This is a genomic window from Nocardia sp. NBC_00508 (assembly GCF_036346875.1).
Taxonomy (GTDB): Bacteria; Actinomycetota; Actinomycetes; order Mycobacteriales; family Mycobacteriaceae; genus Nocardia.
In genome coordinates this window covers 1,782,659-1,802,566 of the sequence record NZ_CP107852.1, presented here as the reverse complement: position 1 = coordinate 1,802,566, position 19,908 = coordinate 1,782,659, and the positions used below count along the sequence as shown (strand labels likewise).

The window sequence follows — 19,908 nt, the reverse complement described above, 5'->3', positions numbered from 1 at the left end:
AACTGTTCGGGCTGCAGAAGGGATGGTGCCCCAATGAGCGAGACATACGACGTGGTGATCGTGGGTGGCGGCGCGGCAGGACTGTCCGCGGCGCTGGTCTTGGCCAGGGCGCGGCGACGCGTCGCGGTGGTAGACGGCGGCGCGCCGCGGAACGCGCCCGCCGAGCACATGCACGGGTTCTTGTCGCGCGACGGAATGGCGCCCGCGGCTCTGCTGGCGGCCGGGGTCGCCGAGGTCGTGGGCTACGGCGCGGAAGTGATCGATGACGTCGTCATCGATGCGGGCGCCGCCTCGGACGACTACACACTGCGGCTCGGACGAGGCGGGTCGTTGCGGGCACGCCGCGTGGTGGTCGCCACCGGACTGCGGGACGAACTGCCGGAGCTGCCCGGCGTGCGCGAGCGCTGGGGTCGCGACGTGCTGCACTGCCCGTACTGCCACGGCTACGAGGTCCGTGACCAGCCGATCGGAGTGCTCGGCGGCCGCGAGCCGGGCGCGGTGGCGCGCGCGGTGCACTTGGCGCTGTTGCTGCCGCAGTGGTCGCAGGACGTGATCTTCTTCCCGCACACGATGACGCTCTCGGACGGCGACCGCGCCCAGTTGGACGCGCGCGGGGTTCGTGTGCTCGAGGGGGAGGTCGCACGGTTCGTCGTGGACGACGTGCTGCGCGGAGTGGAACTGTCCGACGGTAGGGCGGTGCCCCGGACGGCGATGTTCGTCGCCCCGACCTTCCGTGCCAACGACGCCCTGCTCGTCGCGCTGGGCTGCGCGTTCGACGACGCCGGTTGGGTGGTCACCGACCCGACCGGACGCACCAGCGTTCCGGGTGTCTGGGCCGCGGGCAACGTCGGCAACCCGGCAGCCCAGGTGATTTCGGCGGCGGGCGCGGGCTCCACCGCGGCGATCGCGATCAACGGCGACTTGGTGATGGCGGACCTGGGCGTGCCCGCCCGATAAAGGGAATGTCGGGGTAGAAAATGCCGGAAGCTGAGAATTACTTATGGATTCCGGGTCCGGTCTCGGATCGCCGGTAAGCTACTGACATAGGCGGAGTGTTCGGTGTCCCTCATCCACCGAAGACTCCGCCTTATTTTGTCTTCAGCCAGGAATGGCGCACCTTCGATCGGTAAGGTAAGCCCCTCGACCGGCCCCGGTGAACGGTGGTTACCCTGCGGGCGCCGATCGGCACGTCCCGCGGATTCGCGCGGGAATTCGCCTGCCTGGTGCCAGGCGGGTCGACCGACCCGAAGTGCACGGATCGACGCGCTCTAGAATCGCGGGGTGACCAGCGCAGCCCCTGACAACACGCGTAATCGTGCCGATGCCCTCCCCAAGAGCTGGACCCCCAGCGACGTAGAGGCCGAGATGTACGAGCGCTGGGTAGATGCTGGCTATTTCACCGCCGACACCGCCAGCGGCAAGCCCCCCTACTCGATCGTGCTGCCGCCACCGAACGTCACCGGCACGCTCCACATGGGCCACGCGCTCGACCACACCCTGATGGACACCCTGTCGCGCCGCAAGCGGATGCAGGGCTACGAGGTGCTGTGGCTGCCCGGCATGGACCATGCGGGCATCGCCACCCAGACCGTGGTGGAAAAGCAGCTCGCGGTGGACGGCAAGACGAAGGAAGACTTCGGCCGCGAACTGTTCGTCCAAAAGGTGTGGGACTGGAAGCGAGAGTCCGGCGGCGCCATCCAATGGCAGATGCGCGCGCTCGGCGACGGCGTCGACTGGAGCCGGGATCGCTTCACCATGGACGACGGCCTGTCCCGCGCTGTGCAGACCATGTTCAAGCGGCTCTACGACGCGGGCCTGATCTACCGCGCCGAGCGCCTGGTGAACTGGTCGCCGGAACTGCGCACCGCGATCTCGGATATCGAGGTCAAGTACGAGGATGTGCAAGGTGAGCTGGTCTCGCTGCGCTACGGGTCGCTGAAAGACGACGAGCCGCATGTCGTCGTGGCGACCACCCGGGTGGAGACCATGCTCGGCGACACCGCGGTGGCCGTGCACCCCGAGGACCCGCGCTACCGGGACCTGATCGGCACCACCCTGGAGCATCCGATCACCGGGCGGCAGATCCCGATCATCGCCGACGACTACGTCGATCCCGAATTCGGTTCGGGTGCGGTGAAGATCACACCCGCACACGACCCCAACGACTTCGAGATGGGTCTGCGGCACGGCCTGCCGATGCCGACCATCATGGACGAGCGCGGCCGGATCACCGGCACCGGAACCGAATTCGACGGTATGGATCGTTTCGAGGCGCGGGTCGAGGTGCGCGAGCGGCTCGCCGACGAAGGCCGGGTCGTCGCCGAGAAGCGGCCGTACCAGCACAGCGTCGGGCACTCCGAGCGCACCGGCGAGCCGATCGAGCCGCGCCTGTCCATGCAGTGGTGGGTGAAGGTGGAATCGCTGGCCAAGGCCGCAGGCGACGCGGTGCGCGGCGGCGACACCGTGATCCATCCGAAGAGCCAGGAGCCGCGGTGGTTCGGCTGGGTCGACGACATGCACGACTGGTGCATCTCGCGTCAGCTGTGGTGGGGCCACCGCATCCCGATCTGGTACGGCCCCGAGGGCGAAGTGGTGTGCGTCGGTCCCGACGAGCAGGCGCCCGAGGGTTGGGTGCAGGACCCCGACGTGCTCGACACCTGGTTCTCCTCCGGCCTGTGGCCGTTCTCCACCATGGGCTGGCCGCACGCCAGCGCCGAACTCGAGAAGTTCTATCCCACGAGTGTTCTCGTCACCGGCTACGACATCCTGTTCTTCTGGGTGGCGCGGATGATGATGTTCGGCACCTATGTCGCCGAGGACGCCGTGCTGACCACGGGCAAGGGCGGCGAGCGTCAGGTGCCGTTCAAGGACGTGTTCCTGCACGGCCTGATCCGCGACCAGTTCGGCAAGAAGATGTCCAAGTCGCGCGGCAACGGCATCGACCCGCTGGACTGGATCAACACCTTCGGCGCCGATGCCACGCGCTTCACCCTCGCCCGCGGCGCGCAGCCCGGCGGTGACCTCTCGGTCGGCGAGCCGCACGTGCTCGCCGCGCGCAGCTTCGTGACCAAGCTGTTCAACGCCGTCAAGTTCGCGCTGATGAACGGCGCGCGCGTCGGCGATCTGCCCGACCGCGCGCAGCTCACCGACGCCGACCGCTGGATCCTGGACCGGCTGGACGAGGTACGCGCCGAAACGGATTCGGCGTTCGACGCCTACGAGTTCGGCAAAGCATGTGAGGCGCTCTACCACTTCGCCTGGGACGAACTGTGCGACTGGTACCTGGAATTGGCCAAGGTGCAGTTCGCCGCCGAGGGTGCGCGCGCCGATGCGACCCAACTGGTGCTCGGGGCGGTGCTGGACGCGGTGCTTCGCCTGCTGCATCCGGTCATCCCGTTCGTCACCGAGGCGTTGTGGCAGGCGCTGACCGGCGATGAGTCGGTGGTCGTCGCGCCGTGGCCGCAGGCCTCCGGCGTTCCCGCCGATCAGGCTGCGGCGCAACGGATCGCCGATACCCAGCGGTTGATCACGGAGATCCGGCGGTTCCGCAGCGACCAGGGCCTGGCCGACAAGCAGAAGGTGGCGGCCAAGCTGATCGGCGTGGACGCAGCGGGGCTCGGCGAGCTCGGCCCGTCGGTGGCGAACTTGGCCCGGCTCACCGAGTCCGGAGCCGATTTCGCCGCGACCGCGTCGGTGGAGGTGCGTCTGAGCACGGCGACGGTGACGGTCGAGCTGGACACCTCCGGCGCGGTCGACCTGGACGCCGAACGCCGCCGGCTGGAAAAGGACCTGGCCGCCGCGCAGAAGGAACTCCAGGGCACCGCCGCCAAGCTCGGCAACGAGGCGTTCCTGGCCAAGGCGCCCGAGCACGTGGTCGACAAGATCAAGAACAGGCAGCAGGTCGCCGCCGACGAAGTGGCCCGCATCGGGGCCCGACTGGCGGAGCTGAGCGGCAAGTGAACCACGAGCCGGAACCGCAGTACGGCGACGATGAGCGCCGTGGCGGCGGTGCGCGGCTCGGGTCCGGGCCGTCGCCGGTGGAACTGGCCGAGATGGCGCTGGTCGAGGCGGAACTCGACCAGCGCTGGCCGGAGACCAAGATCGAGCCGACGCTCACCAGGATCGCCACGCTGATGGATCTGCTCGGCTCGCCGCAGCAGAGCTATCCGGCGATCCACGTCGCGGGCACCAACGGCAAGACCTCGGTGACCAGGATGATCGACGCGCTGCTCACCGCGCTGCACCGGCGGACCGGCCGGATCACCAGCCCGCACCTGCAGCTGGCCACCGAGCGGATCAGCATCGACAACGCGCCGATCTCCCCGGCGAAGTATGTGGCGACCTACCGGGAACTGCTGCCGTACGTCGAGATGATCGACAAGCAGTCGGCGGCCGCGAGCGGGCCCGCCATGAGCAAGTTCGAGGTGCTCACCGGGATGGCATTCGCCGCATTCGCCGAGGCGCCTGTCGATGTCGCCGTCGTCGAGACCGGCATGGGCGGCACCTGGGACGCCACCAACGTGATCGACGGGCAGGTCGCGGTGATCACGCCGATCGGCCTGGACCACATCGACTACCTCGGCCCCGACCTGACCTCGATCGCGAAGGAGAAGGCCGGGATCATCAAGCGCGTACCGGACAGCGTGGTGCCACGCGACAACGTCGCGGTGATCGCGGAGCAGGAGCCGGAGGCGATGGAGGTGCTGCTGCGCCGCGCCGTCGAGGTGGACGCCGCGGTCGCGCGCGAGGGCGCCGAGTTCCGCGTGCTCGCCCGCCAGATCGCGGTCGGCGGGCAGCAGCTCGAGTTGCAGGGCCTCGGCGGGGTGTACGACGAGATCTTCCTGCCGCTGCACGGTGAGCACCAGGCGCGCAACGCGGTGCTCGCGCTCGCGGCGGTGGAGGCGTTCTTCGGCGCGGGCGCGCAGCGCCGGCTCGACGTCGACGCCGTGCGCGCCGGGTTCGCGAGCGTGACCAGCCCGGGCCGGCTCGAGCGCGTCCGCAATGCGCCGACCATCTTCATCGACGCCGCGCACAACCCGGCGGGCGCGCGGGCGCTCGCCGCGACGCTCACCACGGAGTTCGACTTCCGCAAGCTGGTCGGCGTGATCGCGGTGCTCGGCGACAAGGACGCCGCAGGCATCCTCGCCGCGCTGGAGCCGGTGTTCGACGAGATCGTCGTCACCACGAACGGCTCGCCGCGCGCGCTGGACGTGGAGACCCTGTCCGATCTCGCGGTACAGCGGTTCGGCGACGAGCGGGTGGTCACCGCGACCACGTTGCCGGACGCGCTGGAGACCGCGATCGCCATGGCCGAAGAGGTCGGCGAACAAGGCGAGATGGTGTCCGGAGCGGGCGTCGTCGTCACGGGCTCCGTGGTGACGGCGGGCGCGACCCGCGCGCTGTTCGGGAAGGACCCGGCATGACGGGTCGGGCCCGGAGGTGGGCCGTGCACGCTGAGGAGGGCACAGCATGAGTGAACCCGCCGACCAGGGCGAGCGGCCGGTGCCGCCGCCCGCGACCGACCCGTGGAAGGGCTTCCGCGGGGTGATGGCGGGCACCCTGGTGCTCGAGGCGATCGTGGTGTTGCTCGCGCTGCCGGTGGTCGCCGACGTCGGCGGTGGGGTGACTTGGCTGTCCGGCACCTACCTCGTGGTCCTCGCGGTGGCGATGTTCCTCGGCGCCGGGTTGCAGCGGCGGCCTTGGGCCTTGCCGTTCAACCTCGCGCTGCAAGCGCTCGTCCTGCTCGGCGCGTTCATCCACCTCTCCATCGGCATCATCGGCGTGGTGTTCGCCCTGGTCTGGAGCTTCATCCTGATGCTGCGCGCCGACGTGCGGGGCCGGATGGAAAAGGGCTTGCTGCCGAGCCAGCGAATCCGGCGCGACTAGCCGCCGTCGCACGGTCCGCGCCGAGGTGTGTACTCGTGTAACGCCGTATAGAGCATCGTCGGCGCGGTCCAGCCGATGACGAGGACGTAGGCGGCGATCGACGAGAGAGCGCTTCCGCGACGCAGTCCGCAGGCCCAGGCGCCCCGGAACGACCGCTGGTGAGTCGCCCGGAAGGTTGCCGGATAGGCTGTGCGCCGTGACTGAGCAGACGTTGGTACTCATCAAGCCGGACGGGGTATCCCGTGGCCTTGTCGGCGAGGTGCTGGCACGCATCGAGCGCAAGGGGCTGAAGATCGTCGCCCTCGAGCTGAAGCAGGTGTCCGAGGAGCTGGCCAAGGGCCACTACGCCGAGCACGCCGAGAAGCCGTTCTTCGGTTCCCTGATCGAGTTCATCACTTCGGGACCGGTCGTCGCGGCCATCCTGGAGGGCCCGCGGGCCATCGCGGCGTTCCGGCAGATCGCCGGCGGCACCGATCCGGTCGAGAAGGCCGTGCCAGGCAGCATTCGCGGAGACTTCGCTCTCGAGACGCAGGAGAACCTGGTGCACGGGTCTGATTCGCCCGAATCGGCCAAGCGTGAGATCGCCCTCTGGTTCCCGGAGCTGCCCGCCTGATCGGGTCTGGACCGTCGTGCCCGGGCCGCTCAGAGCAGGGCGAACGCGCCGCGGGCGGGACGGACCCGAGCGCCGATGGCGAACGCCCGGCGCGCGGTGTGGGATACTGGCATCGGCTGCATTAGATGCCGACTGTTCGTGCAGGTGCGCGAACAAGACGTGACGAGTGCAGCCGGATGACACTGCGGTTCGATGCCGATCATCGCTGCTACGGACAAAAGGCCTGGTTATCGGGCTCGCTGTTCGCGTCGGCACGCTGGATGAGCGCTCGATCCGCGGAGTTCAGCCATACAGCCAGGCGCCGCGTGACCAGTTAGCCCGAATGACGAACGACCGAGGAGATAACCGGGCACGCGGGGCGAGACCACATGACCTCGCGCCCACCGGGTGCGAGTCGAACGGACAGCGCCCCCGCGTCGGCCGCGTCACTCCCGTTGGGAGGGACGCGCCCGGGGGTTCGAGGAGACTTCGTGGCCGATCAAGAGCCGCTGGAAACAACATCACAGGATGCCGAACAATTGCCGGAGCGAATCCGAGTCCACGCACTCGCCAAGCTGCTGGGGGTAACGAGCAAGCGCATCCTGGCCAAACTGACCGAGATGGGGGCGGACGCGCGCAGCGCGCAATCGAACGTCGACCGAGCCGTCGCGGAGTCGGTGCGCGACGCTTTGGCGCCGGTCGAGGCGGACGCCGCGGCCGAACAGGAGCAGTCCAGCGCGCAGCCGCCCACCGCGGAACCGGCGGATAAGGGCACCGCGCAGGCGGCCGCCACCGCCCCCGCGGCGGCTGAACCGCCGGAACCCGCTCCACAACCACAGACCGGAACACCTTTCGCCGCCGCGGGCGTCATCTTCTCCGCGCCGGAAGCGGTGAGCCCCGGACAGCCGCCGAGCGTCGGCGCGGCGCACCAGCCGACGACGCAGTTGTTCACCCATGTGGTGCGGCAGGAACCGGAACCGGCCACCCCGCCGGTGTTCGAATCGGCCGCCGTCGTGCAGGCGCCGCTGTTCCTGTCGCCGGACGCCGCCGCCGCGGAGCAGGCGCGCAGGCAGCGTCGCTCGGAACGCGAGACCCGGCGCACCGAGGAGACCACACCCGAGCCCGCCGAGGACGAGACCGAGGTCGCCGAGGACGAGACCGAGGTCGCCGAGGACGAGCGCGAGTCGTCCGACCAGCAGGGTGACGCCGAGGGCCAGCCACGGCGCAGACGTCGCGGTCGCCGCGGACGTGGTCGCGGTCGCGGCGAACAGCAGTCCGAAGCCGACGAGGGCGAGGAGACCGAGTCCGAAACCGAGGACGAGTCGACTCCCGAGACCGGCGAGGCGGCAGAGCCTGCCGAGGCCACCACCGACGACGCCGAGGACGACGACGGGGTGCCGGAGGGCTCGAGCCGTCGTCGCCGTCGTCGCCGTCGCCGCAAGGTGGCCGGCGAATCCGGCGAGAGCGAGTCCGCCGACGACGATCCGCCGAACACGGTCGTGCACGAGCGCGAGCCGCGCAACAAGACGCGCAGCCGCGCCACAGTGGACGAGGTCCAGGGCATCACCGGTTCCACCCGGCTGGAAGCCAAGCGGCAGCGGCGGCGCGATGGCCGCGAAGCCGGCCGCCGCCGTCCGCCGATCCTGACCGAGTCGGAGTTCCTGGCCCGGCGCGAGGCGGTCGACCGGGTGATGGTGGTGCGCGAGAAGTCCTTCCCGGACCATCCCACCGCGACGCAGGTCGCGGTGCTCGAAGACAACGTCCTGGTCGAGCACTTCGTCACCAGCACCGGTTCCGCGTCCATGGTCGGCAACGTCTACCTGGGCAAGGTGCAGAACGTGCTGCCCAGCATGGAGGCGGCGTTCGTCGATATCGGCCGCGGCCGCAACGGTGTGCTCTACGCCGGTGAGGTGAACTGGGAGGCAGCCGGGCTCGGCGGCAAGGAGCGCAAGATCGAGCAGGCGCTCAAGCCGGGCGCCCAGGTGCTCGTCCAGGTGAGCAAGGACCCGGTCGGTCACAAGGGCGCCCGCCTGACCACGCAGATCAGCCTGGCCGGGCGCTTCCTGGTGTACGTGCCGGGCGGCACCTCCACCGGGATCAGCCGGAAGCTGCCCGATACCGAACGCAAGCGCCTGAAGGAGATCCTGCGCGAGATCGTTCCCGCCGACGCCGGCGTGATCATCCGCACCGCATCCGAGGGCGTCAGCGAGACCGAACTGGCCCGCGACGTGGAACGGCTGCAGGCCACCTGGCGCACGATCCAGGAGCAGACCGGCAAGGACAACAACGCGCCCAAGTCGCTGTACGAGGAGCCGGACCTCCTGGTCAAGGTCATCCGCGACCTTTTCAACGAGGATTTCTCCAAACTGGTCATCGAAGGCGACCGGGCCTGGAGCACGGTGGAGAAGTACATCGGCACCGTCGCGCCGGACCTGCTCGCCCGGGTTGCCCGGCACGAGAACAGCGGCGTCGACGTGTTCGAGGCCCACCGGATCGACGAGCAGCTCGCCAAGGCCCTGGATCGCAAGGTATGGCTGCCCTCCGGCGGCACCCTGGTGATCGACCGCACCGAGGCGATGACGGTCATCGACGTGAACACCGGCAAGTTCACCGGTTCCGGCGGTAGCAACCTGGAGGAGACGGTCACCAGGAACAACTTGGAGGCGGCCGAGGAGATCGTGCGCCAGATGCGGCTGCGCGATATCGGCGGCATGATCGTCGTCGACTTCATCGACATGGTGCTCGAGTCCAACCGCGATCTGGTGCTGCGCCGCCTCACCGAGGCGCTCGGCCGCGACCGTACCCGCCATCAGGTTTCCGAGGTCACCTCGCTGGGCTTGGTCCAGATGACCCGCAAGAAGCTGGGCACCGGCCTGGTCGAGGCGTTCTCCACCACCTGCGAGCACTGCCACGGCCGCGGCATCCTGGTGCACGCCTACCCGGTGGAGCCCGGCTCGGGCGAGGAAGCCGCCGGGCGGACCCGGGAAAGCGGTTCGCGCAGGCGGCGCGGCCGGGACAAGGGCGCGGCCGCCCAAGCCCAGCCGTCGAATGGGTCCGGTCCCGCCGCCGACCACGCCGAGGAGGGCCCCGCCGTCAAGCGGGCGCACCCCGCGGCGCTGGCAATGGCCGCGCACCAGCCCGAGGACGACCAGGAGGCGACGCAGGCCGGCGACAAGGCCGCTGCGGCGTCAGCGGTCGCTGAGACTCGGGCGGAGACGGCCGAGGCCGTCGAGCCCGCGGTGGCCGACGAATTCGCCGCGGCCGTCGAAGACGGCGCCGCCGCGGAGTCGCTGAGCGCGGCGACTGTCCACGCCGCCGTGGCGGTGCCCGCCGAGGAGCCCGAGACCGAGCCCGCCGAAGTCGTCGAGGTCGTCGAACAGGCGGAGCCCGTCGCGGCTGTGGACGCCGTGGAGCCGGAGCCCGCCCGGGCTGCGGAGGCCGCCCCGGCTGCCGAGCCCGCGCAGGCCGCGGCGCCCGCTCGCGGTGCCGAGCCGGTAGGCGCTGCCGAAGCCGTGCAGGCTGAGACCGCGCAGGCTGCTGAACCCGCTCGGGTTGCCGAGCCCGCGCAGGCCCCACAGCCTGCTCATGCTGCCGAGCCCGCTCGGACTGCGGAGCCTGCTCTGGCAACAGAGCCCGTGCAGGCTGTGGAGTCTGCTTCGGCGGTCGAGTCCGGTGCTCCGGCGACCACCAACGGTGTGGCCGAATCGGGGCAGGACCGCCCGGCTCGGCGCCGGAGGGTTGCTCGTTCGGCTGCCGCACCCGCCGCGGATAGCTCGGGCGCGGTGTTCGTGCTGCCCACCGCTGAGCAGGCACCCGCGCCTACCATCGACTACTCCGAGTCCGCTCCGGTCGAATTGCCGCAGCGCAGTCGGCCGCGCAGGCGGGCGGTCGGGCGACCGGCGGGCGCGCCGGACGCGTAGCACTGAGTCGTCGCTCACGTCCCGTGGCCCTCGTCGGTGCGACCGGCGGGGGCTACGTGCGTATCGGCAGTGCGCCGGTGGCATAGGCGGGGTATGCGCCCGGACGCCGGTTTGGTTGTGGCGGCGGCCGTCCTGTAATCTTGGACAGTCGCTGCCCGGTGACAACATGTTTTGTCTTCGTGGCCCGGTTCTCGTCAGTTCGATACCGGGAGCCACCAGGCGCCGAGGCGGCGGCGATTACCAGACCAGTCGTGTGGCGGTTTCCGGTGGATCAGACCCGGGAAGTCGCCGCGTGAGCAAGTGCCGAGCACTACAGGAAGAAGGGCAGCCGACCGATGGCAACGTACGCGATCGTCAAGACCGGCGGAAAGCAGTACAAGGTCGCGGTCGGTGACCTGGTGAAGGTCGAGAAGATCGAGGGTGCGCCGGGCACCGCCGTGGCGCTGGATCCGGTCCTGGTCGTCGATGGCGCCGAGCTGACCACCGATGCCGCGAAGCTGGCCGAGGTCTCCGTGGCCGCCGAGGTGGTCGAGCAGACCAAGGGCCCGAAGATCCGCATCCACAAGTTCAAGAACAAGACCGGCTACCACAAGCGCCAGGGTCACCGTCAGCCGCTGACGGTCCTGAAGGTCACCGGCATCAAGTAAGACATCCCGAGGAGAATCAGCTATGGCACACAAGAAGGGCGCGTCCAGCTCCCGGAACGGACGCGATTCCAACGCCCAGCGACTCGGCGTCAAGCGCTTCGGCGGCCAGACGGTCAAGGCGGGCGAGATCCTGGTGCGTCAGCGCGGCACCCACTTCCACCCCGGCGTGAACGTCGGTCGTGGCGGTGACGACACCCTGTTCGCCCTCGCTGCGGGCGCGGTGGAGTTCGGCTCCAAGCGTGGACGCAAGACCGTCAACATCGTGGTCCCGGAGCCGGTTCAGGCCTGACCGCCGAACCACTTCCGGACACAACGAGCGGGTCAGGGTCTCGAAACCCTGGCCCGTTTTTCGTGTTCCCGGCCGACCAGATCCGAGTACGACCAGTCCCGAAGGAGGATGATTCGGCGTATGTCCAAGTTCATCGACCGTGTCGTACTGCATGTGCGTGCGGGTAAGGGCGGCCACGGTTGCGCCTCGGTGCACCGGGAGAAGTTCAAGCCGCTCGGCGGCCCCGACGGCGGCAACGGCGGCAACGGCGGAGACGTGATCCTCGAGGTCGACGCAGGCGTGCACACCCTATTGGACTTCCACTTCCACCCGCACGCCAAGGCAGGCAACGGCAAGCCGGGCGAGGGCGGCAACCGTGACGGCAAGCAGGGTGGCGACCTGGTGCTGAAGGTGCCCGACGGCACCATGGTGCTCGACGACGACGGCAAGGTGCTCGTCGACCTGGTCGGTGCCGGCAACCGCTTCATCGTCGCCCGCGGCGGACGCGGTGGGCTGGGCAACGCCGCTTTGGCCTCGAAGGCGCGCAAAGCGCCCGGTTTCGCGCTGTTCGGCGAGGACGGCGAAGAGCTCGAGCTGGTGTTGGAGCTGAAATCGGTCGCCGATGTCGGGCTCGTGGGTTTTCCGTCGGCGGGCAAGTCGTCGCTGGTGTCGGTGCTGTCGGCGGCCAAGCCGAAGATCGCCGACTACCCGTTCACCACGTTGGTGCCCAACCTCGGTGTTGTCGCCAGCGGTGACACCACCTTCACCGTCGCGGATGTGCCCGGCCTGATTCCCGGCGCCAGCGAAGGACGCGGACTGGGCCTGGACTTCTTGCGGCACTTGGAACGCTGCGCGGTGCTCGCACACGTGGTGGACTGCGCCACACTGGAGCCGGGGCGCGACCCGGTGTCCGACGTGGACGCGCTCGAAGCCGAACTCGCCGCCTACCGCCCCGCGCTGAGTGCCGACGCCGGGCTCGGTGATCTGGCCGACCGCCCGCGCGTGGTGATCCTGAACAAGATCGACGTGCCCGACGCCGCCGAGCTGGCCGAAATGGTGACCCCGGAATTCACCGAGCGGGGCTGGCCGGTGTTCGAGATCTCCGCGGTGAGCCGAGCGGGCCTGCGCCCTTTGATGTTCGCTCTTGCCGACCTGGTGCTGAAGTACCGCGAGGAGCATCCGAAGGCGGCGCCCAAGCGCCCGGTGATCCGTCCGATCGCGGTGGACGAGACAGGGTTCAGCGTGGTCGCCGACCCGGAGGAGCCGGGCGGGTTCATCGTGCGCGGCACCCGGCCGGAGCGCTGGGTGCGCCAAACCCAATTCGACAACGACGAGGCCGTCGGCTACCTGGCCGACCGTCTCGCCCGCCTCGGCGTCGAGGACGAGCTGGTGCGGTTGGGGGCCGAGCCGGGAGCGCCGGTGACCATCGGCGACGTGACCTTCGAGTGGGAGCCGCAGATCTCGGCGGGCATCGACATGGTGCCCACCGGGCGCGGCACAGATGTCCGGTTGGAGCAGACCGACCGGGTGCGCGCGGCCGAGCGCAAACACGCGTCCCGGGTGCGGCGCGGGTTGGTGCGCGAGGACGAGGAGTAGGACGTGGACGGCGGTCGAGTCGTGGCGTCGCCGAGGTGCATGTCCCGCGTGGCGGGCTCGATCGTTCGCGGTCGAGGGCCGATCGTGACATCCGCCTCGACTGCGGTGGATTCGATTGTGGTGCAGGGAGTTCGGTGGCGATGCAGGTGACTTCGGTGACCGCGGCGACGGATTCGCCGGGTCTGAGCGAGGCTCGGCTGGCGATCGTGTCGGCGCGGCGGGTGGTGGTGAAGATCGGTTCGTCCGCGCTGACCAGTCTGAAAGGCGGTCTGGACACCGCGCGACTGGATCGGCTCGCGGATGCGGTGGAGGCGCGGATGCGTGCGGGGTCCGATGTGGTCGTGGTGTCCTCCGGGGCGATCGGCGCGGGTATCGCGCCGCTGGGGCTCACCAGTCGTCCGCGTGACCTGGCCACCAAGCAAGCGGCCGCGAGCGTTGGTCAACTGGCGCTTGCCCACGCGTGGGGTACCTCGTTCGCTCGCTACGGCCGCACCGTCGGCCAGGTGCTGTTGAGCGCCGACGACTTCGCCCGCCGCGAACACCATCGCAACGCACAACGCACCCTGGATCGGCTGCGTTCGCTCGGCGCGGTGGCGGTGGTGAACGAAAACGACACCGTCGCCACGGAAGAGATCCGCTTCGGCGACAACGACCGGCTCGCCGCGCTGGTCGCACACCTGGTCGGGGCGGACGCGCTCGTGCTGCTGTCCGATGTGGAGGGCCTCTACGACGGCGACCCCCGCAAGGGCGCGGCCAATTTCATTCCCGAGGTCCGCAGCAGCGGCGACCTGGACGGCGTGATCGCGGGCAGCGGCGGCGCGCTGGGCACCGGCGGCATGGCGTCCAAGCTATCCGCGGCTCGGTTGGCCGCCGACGCGGGCGTACCCGTTCTGCTTGCTGCCGCCTCCTCGGCCGCCACCGCCCTCACCGCCGGCACCGTCGGCACCGCGTTCGCCGCCCGCCCGGTGCGGTTGTCCGCGCGCAAGTTCTGGGTCCGGCACGCGGCCGACAGCCGCGGCGCGCTGCTCATCGACGACGGCGCGGTCCAGGCGGTGGCGCACCGGCGTCGGTCACTGCTCGCCGCGGGCATCGTCGGCGTCCGCGGCCGCTTCTACGGCGGCGACGTGGTCGACCTGGTCGGCCCCGACGGCCGCGTCGTCGCGCGCGGCGTCGTCGAATACGACAGCACCGAACTGGCCGGCATGCTCGGCCGCTCCACCGACGAACTCCCCGAGACCATGCAACGCCCCGTCATCCACGCCGACGACCTGGTCAAGGTGTAATTTCGCGACCAGCCCGGCACGCTCCGCGAGATCGCGGGCGAGTCCGAGCCGCGGTGCGGACGCAGGTTCGCGATCAGGACGGGACGACGCCGGGTTGGTTGGTGGTGGGTATATGCCCTTGGTTGCCCTCCACCGGACCGGTGACGCCGGGCTGGCCGCCCGGGTCGGGCAGCTCGGTCGGCGGCCGGGCAGGGCCGGGCAGTGGGGGCTGCGCAGGTGGCGCGGGCGGCGGTGCCTGGGGTGGGCTCGGCGGTTGGGCCGGTTCCGGGATCTGCGGCGCGGGTGGTGGAGTCGGCAGCGGTGGCGGGGGTGCGGACGGGCTCGGCGGTTGCGTGGGCTCCGGGACCTGCGGTGCGGGAGGAGGACTGGGCGGTGTCGGAGTTGTCGGTGGTGCCTGCTGCGTCGGCGGTGCGGGTTCGGGTGAGGGTGTCGGCGGTGCAGGTTGGGGTGATGGCGTGGGCGGTGCGGGTTCGGGTGAGGGTGTCGGCGGTGCGGGTTCGGGTGAGGGTGTCGGCGGTGCAGGTTCGGGTGACGGCGTAGGCGGTGCCTGCTCGGGTGCGGGTGTCGGTGGTGCAGGTTCGGGTGATGGCGTGGGTTGCGGTGTCTGCTCGGTGGAAGGGGGTTGCTGGGGCGGGGGAGTTTGCTGGGTAGGTGGCGCCGACGGAGACTGCGGTGTCTCGGGCTTCGGCTGGGCGGGCGGCACCGGGTTATGCGAGGGCGCAGGCGATTCCGGTGCGGATGGGTCGGGTTGCTTTGCGTCTGGGGTGGATTGGTCGTTCGGTGGCGTCTGCTGCGGCGCCGCGTATCTGGGCGTGGGCGAGCCCACCCGCGGTGCGGACGGCGCGGCGGGGAGGGCGGGCGGCTCGGGGAGTGCGGGCACGGCGGTTCCCGCCGCGGAGTAGGCGGGCTTGTAGACCATGTTCATCGCGAGCAGGGCCTCCTGACGCAGTGCTTCCTGCGCCATCTGCGCGTCGATGACGCGGGCGGCCTCCAGCGCCTTCGCGATTGCGCCGACCGGTCCGGACCCGCCGGGCGGCACCACCGCGAGCTTCACCGCCTCGGCGGCCGCGGCGACACCGCCGAGCCGGGCTCCGACCTGACCCAGCACTGCCGCCAGTTCATCGGCCGACGCCGCGAAGCTGCGTGCGCCGGCCAAGGCCGCGTCGGCGGCCGCGCCTCGCCACTGCACGGAGTCCATCACGCGGTCCACTCCGCCGCCGGTGAGTGGGAACGACGTGGTGAGGGCTCCGGCCACCTCGAGCCAGGTTGCCGAGGCGTGCAACACCTGCGCGGCGTCGATCTGCTGGGCTTTGGCATAGATCTCCTCGTGCCGCAGCGACTCGAAATGCTCCATCGAGCTGATGTAGGTGGGATCGGAGCCGGTCATCGCGACAGCCTCGGCTCGACGGCGCGCAGAGCTGCGGCATGTGCGGCGTCGGCCTCTTCGAACAGACCGCCGCTGATCAGGAACGCTTCCTTCATCCGGTAGGCCGCCTCGATATAGTGGTCGAGCAGAGCGGCGGCATCCCGCGCCTTGTGGCTGAAACCGGCCTGCAACTGCTGCGCGGAGACGAATCCGCCGAATCCGCCGAGTTCCGCCGCGGCTTCGAGGCGCTGCTGTAGGTGGAGCAGCCGATCGGCCTGCCGGTCGTACATCTCGGCGCACTGCCGCGCCGCCGCCGGATCGAACTGAACGGTCCCGGCCTGCGCCGCCTCCTTGAATCGGGCGATATCGGTTCGGCTGGTCTCGATCGTCATCGCTCACCCCTGAGATCGGTCGGTCCGCCTCAGATTAGCCGGAAGCCGGTGCCGGGTCAGCAAAGTCATCGCCCTCGGCCGCCGACGCGACCTAAGCGGGAATGCGTTTCTGCAGTTGCGCGGCGATCTGCTCCGGCGAAGCCGGGGTGATGCGCACCTCGTCGCCCGCCTTGATCAGATACCGCCCGTCGCCCTGCACGTCGATCCAGGAGTAGTGGATCGGCGGCGGCGGAGCCGGACGATCCAGCCGCGGTTCGATTCTGATGTGCCCCTCGGCGGTGTGCGGCTCGAGCAGCAGCTTGCGGATCCGCGGCGCGGCCGATCGGCGTGTGGGCACGGTCTCCTGGTCGCGCACCGCGTCGCCGGACGCGACGCGAGGAGGTTCCTTGCCCGGCGGTGTCTTCGGCAGCAGCGCCGTGATCCGCTGGCCCAATTTGGCACTGTGTCCAATCGAAACCCGCACGCGGCCACCGAAATCCGGTCTCGACCCGGGTTCCTGCACCGCCAGCACGGCGCGGTCGTAGATCGCGGCGGCCAGCAGCCGCAGCTCGCTGCCCGGCCGGTGGGCGCCGCCGATCGCGACGATCCTGGTGTGCGGCTCGGCCAGAATGCGCAGGCAGGCAGACAGATCGGGGTCGGAGCCGAGCGGTAGCCGCTCGGCCAGGACGATGCGCAGCTTGTCGGCCTCGTCCTCGGTGCGCGGCGTCTCCAGGATGCGCAGGGGATACGGGTGGCGATCCAGGTCGGTCTCGCGCCAGATATGGGCGAACTCGTCCGGAGTGAAGGTCCAATCCACGGCCGAATCACATCCTCACCGAACCCGCCGACGCTGTCCGTAGCCTAGCGGTCCGATGTCCGGCCGGAGACGTCATGCGCGCGACCAGGATTGCGGGCCGTCGCCGCAGCGCACTTTCGGAGGCGTGACCAGCATCTTCGGTGTGTTCCGTGCCGCGCGTCGGGGCGCTGTGCTCGGTACGGCGACCGAAGGCGTGTTTCGTGCGGGTTCTAGGGGCGATGCCTCGACGATCGCCGCTCCACATGCATGGGAACACTCGCATCGGTTGCGGCAGAACGTATTTCGTTATTCCCGGTTCGGACCGCAGCGGCATGGCGGCTTCGATCGCTTCCTCGTCGGCGTGATCTATCTCACGTCCGAATCGATGAGGGCATTCCCAGAGGCGACGTGGATCCTTTTGCGGCTGTTGTTGATTCCGCGTCGTCGATGCGCGGCGGACCGCACGTGCCGCCGATGAACTCCCATGCTTCCGGCGGCGGTGTTCGGCGATCTCGTCCTGATCGAGCCGAAGCACGTCATGGGTGTCGCGCTCGACCGTCTCGTCCGATTCTGATGCAATATCGGGACAGGGCGCGACGCGAGGGCGATGGGCGGCCCCGCACCAAACCAGGTTGGCTGAGATCTGCCGAGGAGGATTGCGGTGCACACCATGATGTGGCGAGTAAGCGTGGCTATCGGTCTGCTGCCCTTCGGGGGTGGTCTCCTCTTCGCCGGTGCGGGGGCCGCCGGTGCGATGCCGACGGGCTGCTATGTGGACCGCGGTGTCACCGACGCGGCCGCACTGTGTCATAGCGGTGAGGGGTCGGCGGTCTTGGAAGCCGAGTGCCTCGGTTTCTTCGTGCCGCCGGGGCACTCCGGACTCGTGTTCGGCCACTACAGCGGCTTCGAATCGCAGCAAACGAAGGTCGGCAAGCCGATGCGCGCCACCTGTGTTTCGGATGGCTCGGTGGGAATCGCGACGCTCGCGTTCGTCATTCCCGCCGCGCCCTAGGGAAGGCGGGCACCATCGGCCGATCAGCGTGCGAGACCCTCGCCGATACCGCTGTGCGCGCGGTCGGCGTTCAGGCGGGCCGTGCTTCCAGGACGTTGTCGGGGGAGACCGTTGGCACCCGCCTGGCCAGGGTGAATCCGTGGCGGGCGAGGAACTCCCGGTACTCGGTCTCGGTCCGTTCCCGGCCGCCCGCGTTGACCAGCATCTCCAGGTCGATGAACTTGCTCGGGTGCGGACCGGCGTGTTCGGGGACCACGAGCTCGATGATCAGCAGCCGGGCGTCGGGCTCCATGGCCGCTCGCAGTGCGTCCAGGATGCGGCCCGCGTCCTGCTCGGCCCAGTCGTGCAGGATGTGTTTGAGGATGTAGGCGTCGCCGCCCTTGGGGACGCTGTCGAAGAACGATCCGCCTTCGACGGTGCAGCGTTCGGCGAGGCCGAGTTCGGCGAGCCGGGCGGGCGCGGCGGCCACCACTTCGGGGAGGTCGAACAGGATGCCGCGCGACCGCGGCGCGCGGCGCAGGATCTCGGTGAGCAGGGTTCCCTCGCCGCCGCCGACGTCGACGAGGGTCTCGTAGCGTCCGAAGTCGTAGGCCGCCAGCAGCGGTTCCATCGCCAGCGTGCTGATGCTGGTCATCGCGCGGTCGAACAGCTCGCCGAGTTCGCGATCGTGCTGCACGTAGTCGAAGAACGGCATCCCGTCCAATTCCTCGCCGACGGGTCGGCCGGTGCGCACGGCGTCGACGAGGTGCGACCAGTGGTTGCGGTGTGCGGCCGAACCGAAGAACAGCGCCGCGTCGCGCAGTGAGACGTCCGCGTCGCGCCGCAGCGCCTGCGCCATCGGGGTGAGCGCGTACCGTCCGTCGCGCTGCCGAGTGAAGATGCCGTAGCTGATCAACAGCCGCAGCAGGCGCCGCAACGCGGCCTCGTCGGCGCCGACCGCCGCGGCGAGTTCCGCGCTCGACCGCGGCCCTTGCGCGAGTTCGTCGGCCACCCCGAGCGCCGCGGCGGCGTGGATCGCCTGCGTGATCCACCCTGCGGCGATCAGTTCCATCAGCGCGATGTGTCCCGGCACCAGCTTGCGAAACGCCAAGGCCAGTACCGTGCGGACCGATTCGATGGCCCGCACCAGCGGCCGCGGAGGAATTCTCGGTCGGTCGGACGCCACGGCGACTCCATCCGTCGAAGGTCGGCACTCTGCGCTTGTCCAGAAGGGTACGTCGCGGCGGCCGGTTCAGTGGGCGCACGCGTGCATGCGGCATCTGCTCGCGCCGCCGCGGAAACTGAGGGGCGGGCGGGCGCCGCGGCCGATCGCGGAGTGCTCGAAGGCTCAGGCGCGAGTCGGCGGCTCAGATCTCGTGCCGGCCTCGGTCCGCCGACGCTCCCGGTCGGCGGCCGTGGCGAGGTACTCGCCGAGTTCGCGCCGCAGGGTGACGTCCAGCGACCGGGCCAGGGTGGCGTGCACCGAGGCGACCGCCAGTTCGCGCATCTTGTTGAGCATCGTTGTGGTGTCGGCGATTTCGCTGCTGGTGTCCGGCAGCCAGCCGGGCCCGCGCTCATCGATGATGTGCTGCTTGGCGGCGGTGATCATGATGTGGGTGATGTCATCGATCCGGTCGGCCACCTTGGCGTAGATCTCGATGAGCGTGCGCAGTTCGAGACCGTACTCGTGCAGTTCGGCGAACGAGGTGAGCAGCTGGGTGTCGGTGAACACCACCGTCTCGCCCTCCAGCCGGACGAGTTTCATCTCCCGCAGACGGTCGACCAGCTCGTCGGCTTCGGCGCCGAGAATGGTGCCGATCAGCTCGCGCGGCACCTCGAAGGTCTCGTCCTTGGCCCAGGACGCCGTCACGGCGTGTTGCAGTCCGAGTACTTCGGTCAGGTCCTTGCCGGTTTCCCAGCTGGTGATGAAGTCGGCGATGTGCGCGGTGGTGAAGCCGCGCTGGAGCAGCGCGTCGATCAGGCGCAGCCGCTCCAGGTGCGAATCGTCGTAGATGCTGGCCCGCCCGTCCTTGCCGACCGGCGGCGGCAGCAGCCCGCGTTCCTGGTAGGCGCGCACATTGCGGGTAGTGGTGCCCGCGGCGCGCGCGAGATCGTCGATCCGGTACTCCGGCGTCGACCTCACCTCCCTCGCTCACCACTGCGCCGGGCAGACCGGCGGCGCACTGCGGAAT

The 19,908-nt window shown here is 69.9% G+C and carries 17 protein-coding genes; 12 read left to right on the top strand and 5 right to left on the bottom strand.

Annotated elements, in window-relative coordinates; all coding sequences use genetic code 11:
* Positions 1–33: 33 nt before the first annotated feature.
* From OHA40_RS08100 to proB, 10 genes are all read left to right on the top strand, one after another.
* A complete protein-coding gene (locus tag OHA40_RS08100; RefSeq protein WP_330232445.1) occupies positions 34–957 on the top strand; it encodes an NAD(P)/FAD-dependent oxidoreductase in 924 nt (307 codons plus the stop codon).
* A gap of 324 nt (positions 958–1,281) precedes the next feature.
* Positions 1,282–3,960, top strand: coding sequence for a valine--tRNA ligase (locus tag OHA40_RS08095; RefSeq protein ID WP_330232444.1), 2,679 nt, complete (start codon positions 1,282–1,284; stop codon positions 3,958–3,960).
* Between the two features lie 92 nt (positions 3,961–4,052).
* Positions 4,053–5,423, top strand: coding sequence for a bifunctional tetrahydrofolate synthase/dihydrofolate synthase (gene folC / locus OHA40_RS08090; protein WP_330234092.1), 1,371 nt, complete (start codon positions 4,053–4,055; stop codon positions 5,421–5,423).
* Positions 5,424–5,469: 46 nt separating this feature from the next.
* Positions 5,470–5,886, top strand: coding sequence for a DUF4233 domain-containing protein (locus tag OHA40_RS08085; protein ID WP_330232443.1), 417 nt, complete (start codon positions 5,470–5,472; stop codon positions 5,884–5,886).
* Positions 5,887–6,082: 196 nt separating this feature from the next.
* Positions 6,083–6,499 (top strand): nucleoside-diphosphate kinase, encoded by a 417-nt coding sequence (gene ndk, locus OHA40_RS08080; protein ID WP_330232442.1) that lies wholly within the window; start codon positions 6,083–6,085, stop codon positions 6,497–6,499.
* A gap of 470 nt (positions 6,500–6,969) precedes the next feature.
* On the top strand, positions 6,970–10,398 hold the full coding sequence (locus tag OHA40_RS08075; RefSeq protein ID WP_330232441.1) for a translation initiation factor IF-2 N-terminal domain-containing protein: 3,429 nt from the start codon (positions 6,970–6,972) through the stop codon (positions 10,396–10,398).
* A gap of 335 nt (positions 10,399–10,733) precedes the next feature.
* Positions 10,734–11,045: a 50S ribosomal protein L21 gene (rplU, locus tag OHA40_RS08070; RefSeq protein WP_043688633.1), complete on the top strand. Its 312-nt coding sequence runs from the start codon at positions 10,734–10,736 to the stop codon at positions 11,043–11,045.
* 22 nt (positions 11,046–11,067) lie between these two features.
* Positions 11,068–11,334 (top strand): 50S ribosomal protein L27, encoded by a 267-nt coding sequence (rpmA, locus tag OHA40_RS08065; protein ID WP_067478569.1) that lies wholly within the window; start codon positions 11,068–11,070, stop codon positions 11,332–11,334.
* A 120-nt stretch (positions 11,335–11,454) separates the two neighbouring features.
* The gene (gene obgE, locus OHA40_RS08060; RefSeq protein WP_330232440.1) at positions 11,455–12,909 is read left to right on the top strand and encodes a GTPase ObgE; all 1,455 of its coding nucleotides are present in this window, start codon (positions 11,455–11,457) and stop codon (positions 12,907–12,909) included.
* A 140-nt stretch (positions 12,910–13,049) separates the two neighbouring features.
* The gene (gene proB / locus OHA40_RS08055; protein WP_442943949.1) at positions 13,050–14,192 is read left to right on the top strand and encodes a glutamate 5-kinase; all 1,143 of its coding nucleotides are present in this window, start codon (positions 13,050–13,052) and stop codon (positions 14,190–14,192) included.
* 73 nt (positions 14,193–14,265) lie between these two features.
* Here the strand turns inward: proB and OHA40_RS08050 are convergent, their stop codons facing one another.
* The 3 genes from OHA40_RS08050 to OHA40_RS08040 all read right to left on the bottom strand — a co-directional run bounded on the left by OHA40_RS08050 (position 14,266) and on the right by OHA40_RS08040 (position 16,746).
* Complete coding sequence (locus OHA40_RS08050) at positions 14,266–15,579, bottom strand: hypothetical protein (RefSeq protein ID WP_330232439.1); 1,314 nt, start codon at positions 15,577–15,579, stop codon at positions 14,266–14,268.
* The gene (locus OHA40_RS08045; RefSeq protein WP_330232438.1) at positions 15,576–15,950 is read right to left on the bottom strand and encodes a hypothetical protein; all 375 of its coding nucleotides are present in this window, start codon (positions 15,948–15,950) and stop codon (positions 15,576–15,578) included. Before OHA40_RS08045 ends, OHA40_RS08050 begins: the two co-directional genes overlap by 4 nt.
* 91 nt (positions 15,951–16,041) lie before the next feature.
* Positions 16,042–16,746: an ESX secretion-associated protein EspG gene (locus tag OHA40_RS08040; protein ID WP_330232437.1), complete on the bottom strand. Its 705-nt coding sequence runs from the start codon at positions 16,744–16,746 to the stop codon at positions 16,042–16,044.
* Positions 16,747–16,870: 124 nt separating this feature from the next.
* On the opposite strand from OHA40_RS08040, the gene OHA40_RS08035 reads away from it, so the two are divergent.
* Both OHA40_RS08035 and OHA40_RS08030 read left to right on the top strand, forming a co-directional pair.
* Positions 16,871–17,203, top strand: coding sequence for a hypothetical protein (locus tag OHA40_RS08035; RefSeq protein WP_330232436.1), 333 nt, complete (start codon positions 16,871–16,873; stop codon positions 17,201–17,203).
* A 183-nt stretch (positions 17,204–17,386) separates the two neighbouring features.
* Positions 17,387–17,737, top strand: coding sequence for a hypothetical protein (locus OHA40_RS08030; protein WP_330232435.1), 351 nt, complete (start codon positions 17,387–17,389; stop codon positions 17,735–17,737).
* 70 nt (positions 17,738–17,807) lie between these two features.
* On the opposite strand, the gene OHA40_RS08025 is transcribed toward OHA40_RS08030, so the two are convergent.
* Positions 17,808–18,902, bottom strand: a complete 1,095-nt coding sequence (locus OHA40_RS08025; protein WP_330232434.1) for a methyltransferase — start codon at positions 18,900–18,902, stop codon at positions 17,808–17,810.
* A 162-nt stretch (positions 18,903–19,064) separates the two neighbouring features.
* The gene (locus OHA40_RS08020; RefSeq protein WP_330232433.1) at positions 19,065–19,859 is read right to left on the bottom strand and encodes a MerR family transcriptional regulator; all 795 of its coding nucleotides are present in this window, start codon (positions 19,857–19,859) and stop codon (positions 19,065–19,067) included.
* Positions 19,860–19,908: the final 49 nt, after the last annotated feature.